A 20736-nucleotide genomic window follows, 5' to 3' on the forward strand; every position below is an offset into this window, starting at 1 on the left:
AAGGCTTTGCTCCTACAAGGTTGAGCGCATAATTGCATCTTAGCTCAACTGGTATTCTGTTTGATAGAAACCGCCTAAAGACAGCCGCGTTTTCGTTCAGCCTTACGAAATTCCCGACACCAAAACTTTAGCAATTCAGGAAAATCTTGAGTTAAATAATTCTCAAATCCAGCGACCAGTTTTTCTTTTCGTCGGACATATTATTCCCAGAAAAGGATTACAGATATTGCTAGAAGCCTGCCAGATTCTTCAGCAACAAGGTTATCGAGAATACACATTACAAGTTATAGGCAATGGATCGCAACAAGAAGAACTAGAAAAATTCGCTCAAGAGAATCATCTGACTGACTGCATCCAGTGGGTAGGCAGAGTAGATTACAACCTCATCAGTGCTTATTTTCACAATGCTGATGTCTTCGTACTACCAACGCTAGAAGATACTTGGGGTGTGGTGGTACTAGAAGCAATGCTGATGGGTAAACCAATTTTATGTTCTACAGGTGCGGGAACGTCAGAACTTATAGTGCATGGTGAGAATGGCTATGTATTTGACCCCAATCAGCCGGAAAAACTAGCCGAACTCATGTGTCAGTTTATCAATCGCCCGACGGCGATCGCAGACATGGGTAAAAAATCGCAACAAATCATGTGTCAATATACCCCAGAAGCAGCATCAAAATGCCTAGTTCAGGTGACAAACCTAGTTTTAAATAATTGAAATTTATGACTATGAAAAAAGTTGCTATCCTGACGCATGATATTGGAGGTGGTGCGTTCACTAGCTTAGGAACTGCCCTCTCGCGCGGCTTTCAGGAATTAGGAATCAATTGTGAGTTTGTGGTTTTAAAGGCAACTCAAGCAGAAAAAGAGCAATATCCAAACATTAATATAGTTACTCTCAATACTCAACGCACGGCTTTTTCTCTACTCCCAACTGTTCGCTATCTCAAACAAAGTAAACCAGATGTTATCTTTCCAATGCCTTGGTATTTTAATATCACGGCAATTTGGGCAAGGTATCTATCAGGAATTGATAGCCAAATTATTATTGGCGAACACAATATTATTAGCTTAGAAACAGGCATCGAGCATCAAGATAAACTGCACCTGCAATCTCTGCCGATGCTAATGCGGTACACGTATCCCTATGGTGATGGCTTAATTGCCGTTTCTCAAGATACGATCGCCGACTTAGTTGAAACAATTAAAGTGCCACCGCGTATTCCGATGCGGGTCATTTTCAACCCCATTGACCTCGATCGCGTGCAACAACTAGCGAAAAAACCAACCGATCACCCCTGGTTTCTAGACTCTGAAACACCAACCATCGTTACGGTAGCTCGTCTAGCCAAGCAAAAACAACTCGATGTATTGCTGCGTGCTTTTGCCCGCGTTGTCAAGATTCAGCCTGCCAGATTGTTGATTTTGGGTGAAGGACCCTTGCGATCGCAACTAGAAAACCTGTGCTACGAACTCCAAATTGAAGATTGCGTAGCGATGCCGGGATACGACCGCAACCCTTACAGATACATGTCTGCCTGTGACGTATTCGTACTCGCATCCGCTTGGGAAGGATGTCCGATCGCTTTACAAGAAGCAATGGCTTGCGGTGCGGCTGTTGTCGTCAACGATGCCCCGGGCGGATCGAAGGATCTGATCGAATATGGGAAGCACGGAATGATGGTAGCTGCTGGAGATTCAGAAGCACTGGCAACAGGAATTTTGCAAATCCTCAGCAACTCCAGCCTCAAGCAGCATTATCAAAACCAGGCGCGTAAACGGGCGCGAGACTTTCAGTATTTGAAAATCGCTCAGCAATATTTAGATTTCTCTACCACTGGGTTAGTCCGCCAAGAGGTACTGTGTCGATGAAGATTCTATTGTCTGCCTATGCCTGCGAACCAGGTCGAGGAACTGAACTAGGGGTAGGCTGGAACACAGTTCGAGAGGTTGCCAAATATCATCAAGTTTGGGTACTAACTCGACCTGATGACGGTCGCGAGGCAATTGAAGCAGAGTTAGTCCGTCATCCAGTCTCCAACCTGCATTTTATCTATTTCACCTTACCAATCTGGGGTGGCGGTTGGAAGTGGGGCAATGGAGCTTTCCAAATCCACTACTATCTCTGGCAGATTCAAGCTTATTTTGTTGCCCGTCAACTGCATCGTCAAATTGGCTTCGACTTAATTCAGCACGTTACTTTTGTTAAGTACTCTAGTCCTAGTTTCCTCTCTCTGATACCAGTTCCCTTCATTTGGGGTCCTGTGGGCGGCGGCGAAACTGCACCAAAGGCTTTTTGGCAAGATTTTAGCTGGAAAGGTAAGGTCTACGAAATACTGCGTGACTTCTCTCGTCGTTTAGGAGAACTCGATCCGTTTGCTCGTTTGACAGCCAGACGCTCTGTCTTAGCTTGGGCAACTACTGAGGATACGGCGCGACAACTCTCTCAAATGGGAGCGAAAAACGTCAAAGTCCTTTCCCAAGTCGCTTTACTCCCAGAAGAGATCGCCCGTCTGAGTCAGAGTTATATTTCTAGCGATCGCCCAGTTCGGTTTATTTCTATTGGTAGATTGTTGCATTGGAAGGGGTTTCACCTGGGACTACGTGCCTTTGCTCAAGCAGATTTACCCTCTGATGCCGAATATTGGATTGTGGGAGACGGACCCGAACGAAAACGGCTGCAAATTCTCGCCCAAGAGTTAGGGATTATCTCTCAAGTCATGTTCTGCCCTGAGATGTCCCGCGATCGCATCTGGCAAATGATGGCAGATGCACGAGCATTGATTCATCCTAGTTTGCACGAATCTGGAGGATTTGTCTGCTTAGAAGCAATGGCAGCAGGTCGTCCGGTTGTCTGTCTCGATTTAGGTGGACCAGCGGTTCAGGTCACCGAGGCAACAGGTTTTAAAATCCCCGCAATCGAACCTCAGCAAGCTGTTGCAGGTATTGCTGATGCTATGTCTCGTCTGGCAAACGATGCTGAACTGAGTGCCGAATTGGGCAAGGCAGGACAGAAGAGGGCAAACGAGCTGTTCAACTGGGCAAATAAGGGTCAGCAATTAGTTCAGTGCTACGACAACATTCTCAATCGACAAACAATTCCCCATGCGTATTCTCACAGTTCATAACTATTACCAACAACCAGGTGGTGAAGAACAAATCTTTGCTACCGAATCGGCTCTTTTAGAAACACGCGGTCATCAAGTACATCGCTACACGATTCACAACGATCGCGTTGAGGGGATGAATCCTCTAACTCTGGCGAAAAAAACAATCTGGAATAACGATGTATACCGCGACCTACGGGCGATCGTCCGCCAGGAACGACCAGAGGTTGCTCATTTCCACAACACTTTTCCTCTGATTTCTCCAGCCGCGTATCACGCCATGAAAGATGAAGGTGTACCAGTCGTCCAAACTTTGCACAATTATCGTCTCTTATGCCCCAATGCTCTGTTTTTTCGCGATGGCAAGATTTGCGAAGACTGTTTGGGAAAATGCGGTGCTATACCTGGCATCGTTCGCGGTTGCTACCGAGATAGTCAAACTGCGAGTGGAGTTGTAGCGGCAATGGTGAACTTGCACTCGATGATGTGTACTTGGACAAAAACAGTAAATGTATTCGTAGCGTATAGCCATTTTGCTTTGCAGAAATTCGTTCAAGGTGGCTTACCGGAGAAAAAAATTCAATTTAAAACTAATTTTCTACATCCCGCTCCCGCACCAGGAACAGGACGTGGTGGATACGCTATTTTTGTCGGGCGGCTTTCGCCAGAAAAAGGTTTAGGGACGCTACTAGCTGCTTGGGAACAATTGGGCGGAAAAATCCCTTTGAAAATTGTTGGCGATGGACCGTTAGCACCTCAAGTTATTGAGGCAACAAAGCGCGTACCAGGAGTGGAGTGGCTAGGACGCAGACCGTTGGAAGAGGTTTACGAGTTAATGGGAGAAGCTGCTTTGTTGATTTTTCCTTCTGAATGGTACGAGACTTTTGGCAGAGTTGCGATCGAGGCTTTTGCCAAGGGAACTCCTGTAGTAGCTTCAGCAATTGGTGCGATCGCCGAGTTAGTTACGCCTGGGCAAACCGGACTTCATTTTCTTCCAGGTAACACCCAAGACCTCGTAGAGCAAGTAGAGTGGGCTTTATCACATCCAGAAGAACTGATGCAGATGCGCCAAGCAGCTAGGGCTGAATTTGAGACTAAGTATACTGCGGAGGAAAACTATCGTCGCATGATGGAAATTTATACCTTAGCTCCTCATGTCTAACTTACATGTAGCAGTATACAGCGCGCTCTGGTGCTTGTATCTAGAGGTCGATCGATGAAAGTAGAGGCGGCGTGTCAGCAACAACGCAAGGGATTAATTAAAAGTTCCACAATTGTACTATTGGCATTTGCTACTGCTTATTTTGCCCGTATCATCGAGGCATTAGGAGTACCCGCAGCAATTAATTTTTTACACTTTGCTACAGTTCCACTTGCCTGTGGTATTGCTCTTGTCAAAGCTCGCTCTAAAAGCCAGCGTCAGCTTACCATCGTCCAAGAAATTCTCTTAGGTTTATTAATATTTTTCATCTTAATATGTGCTAGTGGACTACTCAATAATGCTGGATTAATTAATGTAGTTCTCAATTATTTAATGCTGACCGAGCCGTTCTTACTTATAGTAGCGATCGCCTGCATTCCCATGTCTTTAACTAGCACGGAAAAACTGCACTGTTGGTTAGTGCGTTTTGGCTTTATCAGTCTCCTGCTTGCTTTGCTCCAGCGCTTTGTTCTCAACTTACATCTTCAGGAAGGTTTAGAAGACAATATTAAAGGAGTGTTTTTAAACCAAGGTTCTGGTCATGTTGTTGGTGCTTCAGTTTCATTAACATTTGGTACGTACTATTTATGTATTGCTAAAGAACGTCCACTTTGGCTGCGAGCATCTGTATTTATTGCTACTATCGTTCACGTATTAGTATCAGATGCCAAACAAGTTCTAGCAGTATTTTTAGTTGCTCTCGTACTTCTTTTTTGCACTAAATTAAAAGATATTACAGAATTTGTAAAATACTCGATTGGAGCAATTTTAGCTGTATTTATCGCAGTTTGGTTGGCAAATAATGGGTTTCTCGCTTGGAGCGTCGATATGACTTTAGAGGGGATGAAGCTTAAACTAGTAGGATTCTCAATTATTCCTTCTTTCTATCATTCTCCGCTCAACCCTTTATTGGGGCTTGGTCCCGGTCACACGATCGGACGTTTAGGGGGGTGGATGCTGCGTGATTATTGGGATCTGCTCTCCCCTTTAGGAGCAACTCAACTTTCCGTGAGCGAAGCCGTATGGAGTGTGGTAGGAGCAAGCTGGTTTGGCGATAAATCTAGCATGTTTTCGCCGTTTTTTGGTTGGGCAGGAATTTGGGGAGATTTGGGTCTGCTAGGGTTAGGAGCTTATTTTTATCTTGCATTTCTTGTTTGGTGCAGGCTGTGTTCGGACGATCTTTCTCGGTTTTTTCTCCTAACTATATTTGTTTTTGGATTAATTTTCACTCAAATAGAAGAACCTGGTTATATGCTCTTTATGGCTATTCTTGTCGGTCTGCAATGGCAAACCAATCGCTTGAGACGGCTATCATAATTCTGTATCTTCAGAGTTTTGCGATCGAGCAATCTACGAGCTATTAAATAGAAGCAAATCTGCTACTATAGCTGGGTACTAATCATACCATGACTGAGCAATTATTATTTTTTAATGAAGTTGCTAAACTATTATTGCTTGTCAGTAAATTTTGGTATAAATTTAGACATATAAATAATGTTCAAGGCAGTTCTCATCAATCCCACCGTACTTTGAGAAGACGTGTAGCAATTTCTCAAATCTATAGGTGCTATTATTTCTGTTGATTATTATTTAATCGGTAATCATTATATTTTTTTCATCACTTCTATGACTCATTTAACATGCAAATTGAATTTAATCAAATAAATCATGAGTTATCAAAATAGGGGAAAGAAAATCAATATTTTCCCAAATCTTTTCTAGTAAAAACTATAGTTTTGATGGATTTGAAATCTTTTTTTTATCGTTAAAAACGCAAATAATCAATGATTAGCAATGCTATAAATTACTTTCAAACTATACTGTCATTCATGGTAATGACTCAAGTGAAGAGTTCAGGGAAATGAGATTCGATACAACAAATAAAGTAGAAGCAGTGGAGTTAATCCAACCAATAGCATCGGATTTTCCCGGTCTAGCCATCACTCAATCGTTTCATACTCCAGTCAATAAATCGGAGTTAGAAGTTATTCCGGCTGAAATTCCTCAAATTAGAATTTGTGTGATTGGCTCACCAATCACGATAGCACCTTTCGATCGCCAAATAGAAATGATGTTGGAGTGGGCTAGCAGTCGTGCTAGCCGATTTGTATGCGTGGCAAACGTCCATATGCTGGCAGAAGCCTACTGGCATCCAGAATTTCATGCAGTGTTAAATCGTGCAGATTTAATTACTCCTGATGGTATGCCCTTAGTATGGATGATGAAACTAATGGGAGCGCAACATCAAAATCGCGTTGCTGGGCTAGATATTATGTTATCTATTTGCCAACAGGCTTCGCAGCGTCAGATAAAAGTTTTTTTTCTTGGTTCGGAAGCTTCCATATTAAAACAGATGCGAAAGCACTTAGAGCGTGACTTTCGCGCTTTAGAAATTGCTGGAATGGAGCCACTACCATTCCGTCCGCTCACGAGAGCAGAAGATGCAGCAGTTATTCAAAAAATTCATGATAGTGGAGCTGGCATTGTATTTTTGGCTCTGGGATGTCCGAAGCAAGAATACTGGATGGATCGACATAAAGACAAAATTCATGCCGTTATGATTGGTGTAGGCGGAGTATTTCCAGTGTATGCAGGAATTCACAAACGCGCTCCCTTGTGGATGAGAAACTTTGGTTTGGAGTGGTTTTACAGATTAATTCAAGAACCACGTAGACTCTGGAAAAGATATACTACCACCATGCCCCTGTTTATCTGGCTAGCTTTGAAGCAGCTATTAACTCAGGGAGCAAGAAGCAGTGACCAGTGACCAGTGACCAATAACCAATAATCAACAACTACTTATCACCGCTCTTCACAAACAACTAATAACTGATAACTAGCCCCCTGCCCCTAATTTGTGGCAATCTGAGAGACAGATAGACTCATCTGATAATCTCGCTACAAAAATTCAGCCAATAGGTTATGCAGACTCTCCCCAACCCAGCTACAGTAAAATCTTCTTCTGGCGAACTTTCCACTGATACTACTATTCATCGCCGCCAGACTCGTCCGATTCAGGTAGGAAACGTCACGATTGGTGGTAGTCATCCAGTGGTGGTGCAATCCATGATCAACGAAGACACCCTGGACATAGATGGTTCCGTTGCTGCTATTCGTCGCCTACATGAAATTGGCTGCGAAATAGTCCGCGTCACCGTACCAAGTATGGCACACGCTCAAGCCTTAGCAGAAATCAAACAAAAGTTGTATGCCTCATACCAACCAGTTCCAATCGTGGCTGACGTGCATCATAATGGGATGAAAATTGCCTTGGAAGTTGCCAAGCACATCGATAAAGTGCGGATCAATCCTGGCTTGTACGTATTTGAAAAACCTAAATCCAATCGCACTGATTACAGTCAAACAGAATTCGAGGAAATTGGCGACAAGATTCGCCAAACTTTGGAACCACTGGTAGTCTGCTTGCGCGACCAGGGTAAAGCCATGCGGATTGGCGTGAATCACGGCTCCCTGGCAGAAAGAATGCTGTTTACCTACGGCGACACCCCAGAAGGAATGGTAGAATCAGCCCTGGAATTCATTCGGATTTGCGAATCGCTGGACTTTCGTAACTTAGTGATTTCTCTTAAAGCATCGCGAGTGCCCGTGATGATCGCTGCCAATCGCTTGATGGTTAAGCGGATGAATGAGCTAGGCATGGACTATCCCTTGCATCTAGGCGTGACGGAAGCTGGAGATGGCGAATACGGTCGAATCAAATCTACAGCTGGGATTGGGACACTGTTAGCTGAAGGGATTGGCGATACCATCCGCGTATCGCTGACAGAAGCGCCAGAAAAAGAAATTCCCGTTTGTTACAGCATTCTGCAATCTTTAGGTTTGCGGAAAACAATGGTAGAGTACGTTGCTTGTCCTTCTTGCGGACGCACTCTGTTTAATTTAGAGGAAGTGTTGCATAAAGTTAGAGAGGCAACAAAGCACCTAACAGGTTTAGATATCGCCGTTATGGGTTGTATAGTCAATGGTCCAGGGGAAATGGCGGATGCGGACTACGGCTATGTAGGGAAGCAACCTGGTTACATTTCTCTCTATCGCGGTCGAGAAGAAATCAAGCGCGTTCCTGAAGATCGAGGAGTGGAAGAATTGATTAACTTAATTAAGGCAGACGATCGCTGGGTCGATCCGTAAGCAGTGACCAGTGACCAAGGTTTGTCTGCTGCGGTCACTGGTCACTGTCAAAACTGGTCACTGTCTGAGCGCCCTGTGTTAAATTGGGCTTACTTGGTTTGCTTTGTTCTCCGGCTGTGCAGTGTCAATACGATCATGAATAAGCGTGGAATTTTCTTGGGTGCAACAGCAGTGATGCTCTCGACTGCCGCAGTTGCCAGTTTTAGCGATCGCTCTCAAACTCAAGCTTTCTTTCGTGAAAGTCCGAAAGAATTAGTCGATGAAGTTTGGCAAATAATCGATCGGCAGTATGTAGACGGGACTTTCAACAAGGTCAATTGGCAAGCTGTACGCAAAGAGTACTTGAGCCGCTCTTATGCCAATCGAGAGGATGCATACAAAGCAGTCCGACAAATGCTAGAAAAGCTCAAAGATCCATATACCCGATTTATGGATCCAGAAGAATTCAAGAATATGCAGGTAGATACTTCTGGAGAACTAACGGGAATTGGCATTCAAATCGCCCAAGATGAGAAAACAAAGCAATTAACTGTAATTGCCCCAATTGAAGATACACCCGCTTTCAGTGCCGGAATTCTTGCTAAGGATACAATCGTCAAAATTGATGGTAAAAGCACTAAGGGAATGGATGTGAATCAAGCAGTGTCGCTGATTCGGGGACAACCAGGTACAGAAGTACAAATCACGATTTTGCGCAACGGACAGCAGAAGGATTTTCGGATAAAACGGGCGCGAATTGAAATTCATCCAGTGCGTTACAGCTACCAGAATAGCCCAACAGGTGGTATAGGGTACATTCGCTTAAATCAGTTCAGTGCCAATGCTGCCACGGAAATGCGCGATGCAATTAAAAATTTAGAAAAGAAACAGGTATCCGGTTATATTTTGGATTTACGTAACAATCCTGGTGGGTTGTTATTGTCCAGCATAGAAATTGCTCAAATGTGGCTGGAAGACGGGGTTATTGTTTCCACTAAGAACCGACAAGGGAAGCAAGACATTGAAAGGTCTAACCACCATCCATTAACTAATAAACCCCTAGTCGTACTAGTAAATGACGGTTCGGCAAGCGCCAGTGAAATTCTTTCTGGGGCGCTACAGGATAACAAACGCGCGGTTTTAGTTGGAGAAAAAACTTTTGGTAAAGGGTTGGTACAGTCGGTACGCAGCTTGGGAGATGGTTCTGGCTTAGCTGTGACTATAGCGAAGTACTTTACCCCCAACGGGCGCGACATCAATAAGTCTGGGATTGCTCCTAATGTAGTAGTATCGCTGACGGATAAAGAAAAACAGGCGTTATTTCTACAAAATCGCGACAAAGTTGGTACGCCATCAGACCCGCAATATGCTAAGGCACTAGACATATTAAAGAAGCAAATTGCAGCTAAGGGGAACTCTGCTACAAGGTAGGGAGAAAGTGTTCCCCACACTTTACATAGGCTGGCATTTTCCGGCACGGATGAGTCCAACGCGACGGGCGATCGCTTCTGCTTGAGATGGGAACGGTCCCCAACGTTCTTTTGCTTCTGCATCTGGCTCTATATTCACTTGCTCGTCAGAAACAATTTGACAATGACCGTCCGCTAGCTTGACAATAAACCAAGTTTGTGAATTCATCATAGAAAAAAGTTGAGCGCTGTTCTGTCTGGTATCCTCAATTCTAAGCTGTTCGCAGACAAGAGCATATTTGTAGGGGCGCACAGCTGTGCGCCCCTACAGATCGTGTAATTTATCTAATCGAAAACGACAGATCTTTTCAGCAAAGGTAATCAAGCCTGATGCATCAACGGTTGCCGTTACCGTTACTGCCAGTTGCCAAAACTCGCTCTGCTAACTTGTCAGGAACTTCTTGCAAGTGATGGTATTGCCACTGGAAGGAACCAACACCTAGAGTTAGCGATCGCAACTCGACAATGAAGTTCTGCATCTCGGCTTGAGGTAAGTAAGCAATCAGCTTGTCCCAACCAGACCAATCAGATCTTCCTTCATAGCCGAGAATTTGTCCCCGTCGCCCGCTCACCAGTTGCATCACCTTGGAGGTGAATTCGCTGGGCGTATTGACTTCAATTGAGGCGATCGGTTCTAATAGCGTCGGTTCGCACTGAGTCATTCCCGTTTGCATAGCTAGCCGTGCCGCTTGTTTAAATGCTTGCTCGGAGCTATCAACTGTATGATAAGAGCCGTTGGTCAAGGTGACGGCAACATCAACTACGGGAAAACCTAAAGGACCGTGTACCAAAAATTCCTTCACACCAACTTCAACGCCAGGAATATATTGCTTCGGGACAACGCCACCTACAATCTTTTCGCTAAAATTAAAGCCTTCTCCGCGTCCAAGCGGTTTAATATCTAGGTAAACATCGCCAAACTGCCCGTGTCCTCCTGACTGGTGCTTGTAGCGCCCGTGAACTGAAGCAGCAGGCTTGCGAATGGTTTCTTTATAGGGTACTTGTGGTAGATGAGTCCCCATTGGTAAGTTATACTTCCGACGCAGGCGATCGAGGGCTACTTGCAAGTGAATTTCGCCTTGTCCCCACAGGATCACTTCGTGGGTATCGCCGTGCTGTTCCCACATTAAAGATGGGTCTTCTTCTAACAGCTTAGTCAACGCTGCACTCAATTTGACTTCGTCGTTGCGTTTTTCCGGGGCGATCGCCAAGGCATAAACTGGTCTGAGTATATCTGCTTTAGGTAGCTCTGTGGCTTGTCCGTTGGCTGAGATGGTGTCGCCAGTTTTTACGCCATCCAAGCGGCTGAGGGCAACAATTTCACCAGCTTCAGCTTCATTTATCGAGTTTTGTTGTTGTCCTAGTAGCCGATAAATCCCGCCAGCGCGAGTACCATTCAATACGATGCCATCGGTTAACTTACCCTGCCATACCCGTACTAGGGAAAGTTTGCCTCCTTGGGGCGTGTAATAGGTTTTCAATACTTGGGCTATGGGAGTTTCAGCAGTAGCGCCAAGCCCTCGTCGTTGAGCAGTGTCTTGTGGTTCAGGTGCTTCTCGTAACAGTGCTTCTAAAAGCGGTCTAACTCCAAAATCTCGGTCTGCAACTCCACAAAATACTGGAACGACTAAATCTGCCCCTAATTCTAATTTCAAGTCTTGCAGAATTTCTTCTTGAGGCGGCTCGATCTCTTCTAAAAGTTCTTCCAATAAATGGTCGTCAAAGTTGGCTAATTCTTCCAACATTTCCGCTCTAGCTGCCTGTTCCTGTGCCTTTAAAGATGCTGGCAATGGAATTGGATCGGCTGGTGCGCCAGAGTGGTATTGATATGCTTGTTCGCTGACTAGATCGATAAATCCAGTTAGCTGTTCGTCTTGAATAATGGGATATTGATGCGGTACGAGCGGACGCTTGGAAACAGCTTTAAGGGCGTGCAACATATCCATGAAATTGTTGCTAACCCGATCCATTTTGTTAATAAATACGAGATGGGGAATTTCCCAATCGTCAAGAAATTTAAATAAGGGAGCGAGGGTAAGTACCTTCTGACGCAAACCGTTTTCATTGTTATCATTTGCTGGCTCGCAAACAACAACTGCTGCATCTACGCCCATGAGAGCGTTATATGTCTCTTGAGCAAATTCGACTGAACCCGGACAGTCAACAAATGTGAAGCGGACACCTTCATACTCGGTACTAGCGGCGCTCACTTCTACACTCATTTGGCGATCGCGCGCTTCCGCTGCACTGTCTCCTACGGTGTTACCGTCGCGGACGCTACCTTTACGAGTAATAGCTCCTGTGACCGATAACAAACTTTCGAGCAAAGTTGTTTTTCCGCTCAAATAAGGACCGACAATTGCAACATTGCGCGTACTCGCTCTGACATTTTCATTCATACAACCTCCTACGCGGATTCTTTTATGAGAAGCCGCACGATCGTGAGTAGACAATGGATAATGTTGTAGAGAATTATCCCGTCTTTAATCCGACCTTATCTTGTCTTTAATCGTAAGAATGAAAATTGTAGTTTCTCGTAAGAATTAGCTAAATTAAAGTTAATTAGCTTGAAGTTTTATGCAGATATTTGGAGTTTTATCAAGGAGAGAGTGGTAATTGGTAGTTGGTAGTTGGTAGTTGGGTGGTGCGTGGTGCGTGGTGCGTGAAGAAGGGGTGTAGGGTGTAGGTTGTAGTGGATTGTTGACTGGTCACTGGTCACTGGTCACTGGTCACTGGTCACTGCTCCCTGCTCGTGCGCTCCCTCTCATCAAGCTTTGCAGGCAAGCATTGAGTAACTCCCAATTCAAAGAGTTATATTTTGTCTGCCCTTCCTTGCGAATATCGAGCAACCCTGCTTCCGCTAGAGTTTTAGAGTGGTGGCAGAAGAGGGCAAGGCTAATACTTAATTTTTGCGCAATCTCCGTACCGCTCAATTCTCCAGCATGGGCGAGTAACTCGACAATTTTCAATCTGGTGGGGTCGGCAAGGGCTGCAAAGATTTTTGCCCGACGACAGCTATCGTCTACTTCAGCTACAGGTAGGGACTTGGGCTGGTCTAGATTATTGTGTGTCATCATCGTTCGTCCGCGATCGCGCTACTTGTCAAATAGTTAAATAGCTACTTGACTTTTTAATTTATCTTGTCTAACATAATAGCAAGTGGTTGTTTAACTACTTAAATTTTAACCTACGGTTGGCGATCGGTAATAGGTAGTTGGTAGTTACCTTTTGCTTGTGCTAATCCGGTTTTGATGAAGAAGGAGACTTGTAGGTATGACAGATCGTGTCAAGCCGTTGACTCTCACTGCCGAGAATTTTCAAACAGAGGTCATTGAGAGTAAAACACCAGTGCTAGTAGATGTTTGGGCAGCCTGGTGCGGACCCTGTAGGGTAGTTAACCCAATCGTGGAAGAGATTGCTGCCAATTTTGCCGGACGCGCCACAGTAGGCAAGCTGAATATTGACGAGTACGGAGAAATTGCTTCTCGATATCAGGTGCAGGCAATTCCGACGCTGTTATTTTTCCAAAATGGCGTAGTTGTAGATCGAGTTGTTGGTGTTGTTGGGGCAAAAGCGATCGCGCAAAGATTGAATGCTTTGTTAGAGCCAGCAGCAGATCGACAAGCTGCTTAGACATTACATCTGTAGAGGCGTGAAATTTCGCGCTTCTACAGTCCACATTATTTCATACACTTTTTATCCATTTACCCTAGTAAAGCCTATGAATACCAACATCGATCTATTCTCACCCGTTCGGCTCGGTCGTTACGAATTACCTAACCGAATGGTGATGGCTCCCTTAACGCGCAACCGTGCGGGAGAGGGTAACGTGCCGAGAGAATTGAATGCAGAATATTACGCCCAAAGAGTCTCGGCAGGACTGATTATTACAGAAGCGACTCAGGTGTCGCCACAAGGCTTAGGTTATCCGTTTACCCCTGGTATTCACTCCCAAGAACAGGTAGAAGGCTGGCGGCTAGTGACGAAAGCCGTACACGATCGCGGTGGCAAAATTTTTCTCCAGCTATGGCACGTCGGGCGAATATCTCACCCCGATTTGCAAGTCGATGGAGCATTGCCCGTTGCACCTAGCGCGATCGCGCCATCAGAAGGTATGGCAGCTACTTACGAAGGAGAAAAGCCTTACGTTACACCCCGCGCCCTAGAAACAGCAGAAATTCCAGGAATTGTAGAACAATATCGCCAAGGGGCAAAAAATGCGTTGGCGGCTGGGTTTGATGGCGTAGAAATTCACAGCGCCAACGGCTATCTGCTCGATCAATTTCTCCACGATGGCTCCAATCACCGTACAGATGAATATGGTGGCTCGATTGAAAATCGCGCCCGCTTGCTAATGGAAGTGACTGAAGCAGTCGTTAGTGTTTGGGGCGCAGATAGAGTGGGAGTCAGACTTTCACCCAGTGGCACTTTTGGCAGCGTCTACGACTCCGATCTCAAAGCATTGTTTACCTATGTAGTTGATGCGCTCAACCAATTTGAATTAGCTTATCTACATTTGGTAGAGCCGAGAGTTGCTGGTAACGAGACAGTAGAAAATCCTACTTCAGAATTGTCATCAAAATACTTCCGTCCGATCTACAAAGGGACTCTCATCAGTGCTGGCGGCTACGATCGCGAATCGGGAAATGCAGTATTAGCCTCTGGAGATGCGGACTTAGTTGCTTACGGTAGACTGTTTATTTCCAACCCCGACTTACCGCAGCGTTTTGCTCTCAACGCACAATTAAACCCCTACGATCGCTCTAGCTTTTATGGCGGAGACAAGAGGGGTTATACAGATTATCCATCTTTGGAATTGCAGGCTGCTGGTTGATGGGGGTAGGGGCGCACGGCTGTGCGCCCCTACTTTACCCAATTTATTTACTAGCAGGTGGTTCTTTATCTTTGAGCAAATCACTTGCAACTTTGAGCAGATCGTGCAGAATCTTGCGTAGTTGATGCTCTCCTTTCGCGATCGCTTCTCCTACTTCTTTAAGTCTATCTTCAAGCGATCGCCCTTCTACTGATTCTCCGACATCAGCTTTGTTACGGGTGCGGCTGTACCAGTGCGTAGCCTCATCTATTCTTTCTTTTATTTCCTCGTAGCGTCCGCCATAGCGGGCGGCTAGATTGGCGCGAACGATCGCCAATTGTGCTTGGAGTTGAGCGTAACGCTTCTTCATTAAAGCGAATTCTTCGCTATTTTTAAAGGCATTAATGGCGGATTGGATCGAATCTTTCAAACTAGAATCTGATTCTTTACCAACTTCTTCTACATCAACCAAGAGGCGATCGATCTCTTGTTGTAGTTCCTCTTCTTGAGTGTCAATTCTGGATTGTAATTGGTGAACTTCTGCCTGATCTTTGACAATAGTTTGCCGTTTGCCACTACTGTAACCTTCAATAAATCCTTCAACCGCAGCAGTGATTTCCTCTTTGATCTCGCTACCCTTATCCTTAAAGTTATCGCTAACTGCTGAAATGGTATCTCTGAAAATTTGACGAATATCGCTAGTACCTGCTTTTATCTCCGTACGAACATCATATATAGCAGATTGAACGATTTCGCGAATCCTACTCGATCGCAACTGTCCAGTAGTTTTTGCTTCCTCAAATTCGGAGCGAATTTGCGTCCTAATTTGCTCGACTATATTTCTTTGTGGATAAGTTGACGTACCTGTCTCATCTACAGGACGCTGAGCAAAATCCTCAAAATTCTCGTAGTCTTTAGCATCGAAACTAGAGTCATACTGGTCGAGATTAGGAGTTTTTTCCTCATGAACCAATCCTGGCTTACCTTGAGCTAGATCGTTCATGATTTTTTGTTTTTCTTCATTACTTAAAGTCACTGTTGTTTCTCCCACTTACTAAATTGAGCTACTAAAACTGAACTGTAGTAAAAGAATTGTTTTTGCTTTCTTCTTTGCGCCTGTGCATCTAACGCTTCGCCTTCGGCTAATGCGTGAAACACAATCAAAACTTTATCCAATCTAAGAAAAATCTCTGATATCGTGTTCGGTTAATCGCTCGTAAATACCGTCAGAATGAATTCTGGTAAACCCACCCTTGCAATACTCTGGTTATTGCAACGAACTTAATATGACTTATCTCTACATTAATGACAAACAAATCCAATCGCACTCTTTCTGACGGATGAAAGTCAATCTAGAACAAGCTGAGTTGCTGAGGAAATGGCTGCAAATCGTTCCAGGGAAGCGGCGGAACCACAACCCCTTTTTGTGTCAATAACTGGTGAAACGACCGAGCATTGTGCGGCGATCGCTCTTCTGTGGGACAATGTATAAAGAAATAAATCTGGGTTCCTTGACTTAGATTGCGATCGATAAAATCAACCCATTCCTCAAGAAACAGCTGATTCAACTCCCATTTTGGGTGGCTGATAAAACGAACTAAGCTAAACGGTGCAGCGATACTAAATTCTACTGGTAACTTAGGTTTGCGGCGTTCGGAGTGAATCTGCGGATCGTCTGGTGCATCGTATATCGGACGGCTATCGAGTAAAACTCTACCTATCCCTAATTGTTTCAGAAGCGTTGTTAGTTGACTAGCGTGAGGTTCTTGAAACCAACTTGGATGACGTACCTCTAAAGCCAGCGACGTTTTTTCTCTCAAAGCGTTTAAGAATATTGTTAAGTCTTCTATTGCTTCTGGACTATATCGTGGCGGGAGTTGAGCAAAAATTGGTCCCAAGCGATCGCCTAAACCTTGCATTCGTGCTATGAAACTCAAAGCATCGGGAATATGTGGTTCTAGCAAGCCTTGATGGGTAATGTCTCGCGGTAACTTGAGGCAGAATTTAAATTCTGGCGGTGTTTCTGCTGCCCAGCGCGCTACAGTATCGGCATCAGGGATAGCGTAAAAGGTGGTGTTTCCTTCAACAGTCGTGAGACGCTGGCTGTATAAACCTAAAAATTCACCCACACGACTTCCAGTCGGATAAAAATCGCCTACCCAACCTTTATACGACCAAACAGCACAGCCAAGATGAAAAGTCAAAAGTTAAAAGTTAAAAGTTAAAAAACTGTAAGGACTGGTTTTTACTAAGATCTTCAGCTAAAGCTGTCAATCTATTTGCTAAGCTCACTCGTACAACAATCAAAAATCAAAGACAATTTTCTAGGAATGAACTGAGCCATCAGGCATAATTGCCCCAGTTAAAATTGCTCCGGTTAATTTGACCATAATTCGGTCTTTTGTACCTACTTTGGCTCCTTTTAAATTAGCTTTACTTAAATTTGCTCCACTCAAGTCAGCACCAATTAAATTGGCTTCCTGTAAATTGGCTGAAGTTAAATTTGCGCCTAATAAGTTGGCGCGAAATAAGTTGGCTTGAGACAGATTTGCTTCTTGTAAATTGACTTTGTGTAGAAAAGAATCGCTCAGATCGGCTTTACTTAAGTTAGCTTTGCTCAAGTTTCTCCCCGATAAATCTTTTTCTTTCAACTCAGCACCCCGTAAATCGGCTCCAGTCATATCGGGATAGTGAGGACGGTAAGGTTGATGGGGGGAAGATGAAGCAGTGGCTTGCTGGGGCGACTTAGAAGCAGAATAGTAAGACTGAGAACTACTCTGTTGGGGCGATTGCGATCCCGAGTAATAGCTTGAGGGAGGTGATTGCTGCTTGTAGCTCGACTGTGAAGCTGAGTAGTAATCTGACTGGTACGGTTGCTTATAGCTAGATTGCGAATGTGACTGCTGGTGCGACTGAGTAGAGTCGTAGTGCGATTGCGACGGTTGTTTGTAGCTAGATTGTGAATTATTGCCGTTCGACTGCGAACTTGCCTGCTGACGCGATCGCGCGGTTGAATCGTAATATGACTGAGAATTATTGCTGCTCGACTGCGAATAACTTTGCTGGCGCGATTGTGACGCTGAGTAGTAATGAGATTGAGAATGAGCCTGCGACTGTTTAGATCTACTGCGAGACTCTGGTTTTGGTTGCGCGGGAGTAAATTTACCCGTGCGAGTCTGAATTACCCGCAATTGCTCTCGCGCTTGATTAATTTCTTTTAATTTTTCTTGCGCTTTTTGCTGCAACCGCTGATTCTCTTTCGGGATGCGATCGGGATGCCAAATAAAAGCCAAGTCCTTATACGCCTGGTTAATTTCTTCCAGGGAGGCTCCAGGCTCTAATCCAAGTACTCTGTAGCAGTGGTTCAGGTCTAACATTACTACTGCCGCATCCTCACTAGCTTGGTATTACCCATGATAGGCAGCTAATTGCGTATTCGCTACCTTCTTTTAGGCGATCGCCTAATAAGAAACTTAAACTAAACTTATCACTACTGAGACAACACTAGCTCAAGAAAGCAGGAGGCAGATGACAGCAGGATTTAATCTATACGGCATCAGCCAGTCGTGCTGATTCAACTATATAGTTATTCTTGCCATAATCCGCTACATTTTTTCTTGAATTCCCCAGTCTCCAGCCGCCAATTTTCCATGTCGAGTCATGCCATTTGATTTTCAATTGCCCAACGTGCTAGCTCAGTACGATTGTGCAATCCCGTTTTACCAAGCATATTAGACACGTGGCTTTCTACTGTCCGCTGACTCACATTCAGTTCTTCGGCAATATCGCGATTAGCTAGACCTCTCGCCACATATTGCACGACTTTTAGCTCTGTTTGCGTCAGATGCACGTCAAAAGGAACTTGAATTTTTGTCTCGTTTTCGCCGTTGCCACCTGATTGTTGTCTCTGGCGATAAGCTTGTTTAAGAGAAGCTTCCACTTGAGCCACTAGTTCCTCTGGCTCGAATGGTTTGACCATGTAGACATCAGCACCGATGTTTAAACCTTTGATTTTGTCTTGGCTTTGACCCTTGGCAGAAAGAAATAGAATCGGAATCCAACTGGTGCGTTCGTCCTGTCTTACCTGATTGACAAACTGATAGCCATCCATTTCTGGCATCATCACGTCACAGATAATCATATCTGGAATTTCCTGCTCCAGAACTTCTAAAGCCTCTCGCCCGTTTTCTGCGGTGATGACCTCATAGCCTCGGAATTCTAGGTAATCCTTGACGAGTAATATGAGGTTGGGGTCATCATCTATTAATAGCAGTCGCTTGTGCTCTTTTACGCTAGTTTCCTTCATGCTGCGCTTACTCGCCACAATTGAGTCAGTCGAACTTTTCAATAGCAGTTTCTCTTGCAATTTATCGGTTTGGTGGTATTTTACTGACCTCGGTCTCGCTGAATTGTAGTCGGAAAGCCATTTTAATCTTCAAAGAAGATTTATAGCTTTAGTGCTGCACTGCAACTGCAAAGATTTCAGTCTTAGTACGGACACCTAATGATACGCCCTATTTGGTATAACTTAGGCGATATCATTATATATTCTTTTTTCGGCGTTGTCGTATAAAACCTGATACAATAGCAAAATATACCTATCTTTATTTGAAAGAATCAGTAAAACCCACTAAAGTAGGAGCAAACGCCAAAATTTGTACTGAGAAAAGTCAGTCAATTTTGTTTGCTAAATCAAATATTCTTTGTAACTATCCTTAATAAACTGTGATGAGATGGGGTCTCGTGCAAAAGAACTGATGGCTTTTTAGTTATTTTGCCAAGTTATTTTGCCAATTCTATTGACTTCTCTGATGCTGCACTAGTTGTCATCAGCGATCGCGTCTGATGTCGGTTCTGGAAGAGGATGAACGAGAAAGGCATATTCGCGCACAATTTGGTTGCCGATGAGATGTTCTTGGATAATCCGTTCGATAACTTCGGGGGTTGCCTGACGATACCAAACCCCATCGGGATACACTACGAGAATTGGACCATTAGTACAGACGCGCAAGCAGTTAGCCTTCGTGCGAAAGATACAACTGGGGCGATCGCTCGTTGGTTTATCGAGTTTTAATTGTTTGAGGCGTTTTTTCAAGTAATCCCAAGATTCTAGGCTCGCTTCCTTAGAACAGCACTGCGGTAAAGTCTGGTCGGCACAAATAAAAACATGGCGTTGAATTTGCGGTAAACCTAAAGCCTGGACGCAAACAGCCAAAGCTTCATCATCTTTTGGTTTACAGGTTTCATCTTGGGGTGTCAGGTTGTCGGTCATTTGAGGAGTGAGGGAGAAAATCTCAGCTTCAGGGAATGAAACGGGTAAGTTACATAATTTACACGCATACACATTGCATTTTAAATTGTCTTGTTCCTCATTATCCCCTTGTCCTCCTTGTCCCCCTTGTCCCCCTTGTCCCCCTTGTCCCCCTTCGCCCCCTAATCCCCACTCCCTTCGGTCGTGGGGAAGAGCGAGTTCCCCCTTGTCCCCCTTGTCCCCCGACTCTCTAGTTCGGAAACCCGTACAATCGAATTTGTTGCCACGATCTCTATCTTTTGGCTAAATTAGCACTCAGGAGTTGAGAGTGCTAACAAGGCAAGGAATTTGTATGGCAGCAGTATCTTTAAGCGTTTCTACAGTTAAGCCACTAGGCGATCGCGTATTTGTCAAAGTCAGCGCCTCAGAAGAGAAAACCGCTGGCGGTTTGTACTTGCCCGACACTGCTAAGGAAAAACCCCAAGTTGGTGAAATCGTCGCCATTGGTCCTGGTAAGCGTAATGATGATGGTTCTCGCCAAGAATTAGAAGTTAAGGTTGGAGACAAAGTTCTTTACTCTAAGTACGCTGGCACAGACGTAAAGCTAGGTACAGATGAGTACGTGCTGTTGTCTGAGAAAGACATTTTAGCAGTTGTTAGCTAATCGGTAATGGGTAATGGGTAATGGGAGATCCACAACTACCAATTACCAACTACCAATTTACAAAATCTAAAATCCAAAATCTAAAATCCAAAATCGCAAGACA

The 20736-nt window shown here is 44.5% G+C and carries 19 protein-coding genes; 11 read left to right on the top strand and 8 right to left on the bottom strand.

Features of this window, described 5'->3' with window-relative positions; all coding sequences use genetic code 11:
* Window positions 1–166: 166 nt before the first annotated feature.
* From DSM107010_RS18070 to ctpC, 8 genes are all read left to right on the top strand, one after another.
* On the top strand, window positions 167–718 hold the full coding sequence (locus DSM107010_RS18070) for a glycosyltransferase family 4 protein (protein ID WP_258183848.1): 552 nt from the start codon (window positions 167–169) through the stop codon (window positions 716–718).
* A 5-nt stretch (window positions 719–723) separates the two neighbouring features.
* Window positions 724–1872, top strand: coding sequence for a glycosyltransferase (locus tag DSM107010_RS18075; RefSeq protein ID WP_041462336.1), 1149 nt, complete (start codon window positions 724–726; stop codon window positions 1870–1872).
* Window positions 1869–3128, top strand: a complete 1260-nt coding sequence (locus DSM107010_RS18080; protein WP_106166730.1) for a glycosyltransferase family 4 protein — start codon at window positions 1869–1871, stop codon at window positions 3126–3128. The genes DSM107010_RS18075 and DSM107010_RS18080 overlap by 4 nt, the downstream gene beginning before the upstream one ends.
* A complete protein-coding gene (locus tag DSM107010_RS18085) occupies window positions 3106–4269 on the top strand; it encodes a glycosyltransferase (protein WP_106166731.1) in 1164 nt (387 codons plus the stop codon). Before DSM107010_RS18080 ends, DSM107010_RS18085 begins: the two co-directional genes overlap by 23 nt.
* Window positions 4270–4323: 54 nt before the next feature.
* Window positions 4324–5625: a hypothetical protein gene (locus DSM107010_RS18090; protein WP_127023560.1), complete on the top strand. Its 1302-nt coding sequence runs from the start codon at window positions 4324–4326 to the stop codon at window positions 5623–5625.
* 544 nt (window positions 5626–6169) lie between these two features.
* Window positions 6170–7075, top strand: coding sequence for a WecB/TagA/CpsF family glycosyltransferase (locus DSM107010_RS18095; RefSeq protein WP_181246308.1), 906 nt, complete (start codon window positions 6170–6172; stop codon window positions 7073–7075).
* A 155-nt stretch (window positions 7076–7230) separates the two neighbouring features.
* Window positions 7231–8457, top strand: coding sequence for a (E)-4-hydroxy-3-methylbut-2-enyl-diphosphate synthase (ispG, locus tag DSM107010_RS18100; RefSeq protein ID WP_106166733.1), 1227 nt, complete (start codon window positions 7231–7233; stop codon window positions 8455–8457).
* A gap of 135 nt (window positions 8458–8592) precedes the next feature.
* Window positions 8593–9867 (top strand): carboxyl-terminal processing protease CtpC, encoded by a 1275-nt coding sequence (ctpC, locus tag DSM107010_RS18105; RefSeq protein WP_015152692.1) that lies wholly within the window; start codon window positions 8593–8595, stop codon window positions 9865–9867.
* Window positions 9868–9888: 21 nt separating this feature from the next.
* Here ctpC and DSM107010_RS18110 read toward each other — a convergent pair whose 3' ends face one another.
* From DSM107010_RS18110 to DSM107010_RS18120, 3 genes are all read right to left on the bottom strand, one after another.
* Window positions 9889–10077, bottom strand: coding sequence for a hypothetical protein (locus DSM107010_RS18110; protein WP_041462750.1), 189 nt, complete (start codon window positions 10075–10077; stop codon window positions 9889–9891).
* A gap of 163 nt (window positions 10078–10240) precedes the next feature.
* A complete protein-coding gene (locus DSM107010_RS18115; protein ID WP_015152690.1) occupies window positions 10241–12304 on the bottom strand; it encodes an elongation factor G in 2064 nt (687 codons plus the stop codon).
* Between the two features lie 330 nt (window positions 12305–12634).
* Window positions 12635–12982, bottom strand: coding sequence for an ArsR/SmtB family transcription factor (locus DSM107010_RS18120; protein ID WP_015152689.1), 348 nt, complete (start codon window positions 12980–12982; stop codon window positions 12635–12637).
* A 196-nt stretch (window positions 12983–13178) separates the two neighbouring features.
* On the opposite strand from DSM107010_RS18120, the gene trxA reads away from it, so the two are divergent.
* Both trxA and DSM107010_RS18130 read left to right on the top strand, forming a co-directional pair.
* Entirely contained in the window at window positions 13179–13538 is a 360-nt protein-coding gene (trxA, locus tag DSM107010_RS18125; RefSeq protein WP_106166734.1) for a thioredoxin, read from the top strand.
* Between the two features lie 88 nt (window positions 13539–13626).
* Window positions 13627–14739: an alkene reductase gene (locus DSM107010_RS18130; RefSeq protein ID WP_015152687.1), complete on the top strand. Its 1113-nt coding sequence runs from the start codon at window positions 13627–13629 to the stop codon at window positions 14737–14739.
* 43 nt (window positions 14740–14782) lie between these two features.
* On the opposite strand, the gene DSM107010_RS18135 is transcribed toward DSM107010_RS18130, so the two are convergent.
* The 5 genes from DSM107010_RS18135 to DSM107010_RS18155 form a co-directional block, all read right to left on the bottom strand.
* On the bottom strand, window positions 14783–15754 hold the full coding sequence (locus DSM107010_RS18135; protein ID WP_181245474.1) for a histidine kinase: 972 nt from the start codon (window positions 15752–15754) through the stop codon (window positions 14783–14785).
* A 316-nt stretch (window positions 15755–16070) separates the two neighbouring features.
* Window positions 16071–16922, bottom strand: a complete 852-nt coding sequence (locus DSM107010_RS18140) for a DUF72 domain-containing protein (RefSeq protein ID WP_106166735.1) — start codon at window positions 16920–16922, stop codon at window positions 16071–16073.
* 120 nt (window positions 16923–17042) lie between these two features.
* On the bottom strand, window positions 17043–18095 hold the full coding sequence (locus DSM107010_RS18145) for a pentapeptide repeat-containing protein (protein WP_015152684.1): 1053 nt from the start codon (window positions 18093–18095) through the stop codon (window positions 17043–17045).
* A gap of 281 nt (window positions 18096–18376) precedes the next feature.
* Window positions 18377–19024: a response regulator transcription factor gene (locus DSM107010_RS18150; RefSeq protein WP_015152683.1), complete on the bottom strand. Its 648-nt coding sequence runs from the start codon at window positions 19022–19024 to the stop codon at window positions 18377–18379.
* A 513-nt stretch (window positions 19025–19537) separates the two neighbouring features.
* Entirely contained in the window at window positions 19538–19990 is a 453-nt protein-coding gene (locus tag DSM107010_RS18155; protein ID WP_015152682.1) for a (2Fe-2S) ferredoxin domain-containing protein, read from the bottom strand.
* Window positions 19991–20321: 331 nt separating this feature from the next.
* Here DSM107010_RS18155 and groES point away from each other — a divergent pair, with 331 nt between their 5' ends.
* The gene (gene groES / locus DSM107010_RS18160; RefSeq protein WP_039713348.1) at window positions 20322–20633 is read left to right on the top strand and encodes a co-chaperone GroES; all 312 of its coding nucleotides are present in this window, start codon (window positions 20322–20324) and stop codon (window positions 20631–20633) included.
* Window positions 20634–20736 lie beyond the last annotated feature (103 nt).

Origin of the sequence: Chroococcidiopsis cubana SAG 39.79, assembly GCF_003991895.1 — a bacterium.
Taxonomy (GTDB): domain Bacteria; phylum Cyanobacteriota; class Cyanobacteriia; order Cyanobacteriales; family Chroococcidiopsidaceae; genus Chroococcidiopsis; species Chroococcidiopsis thermalis.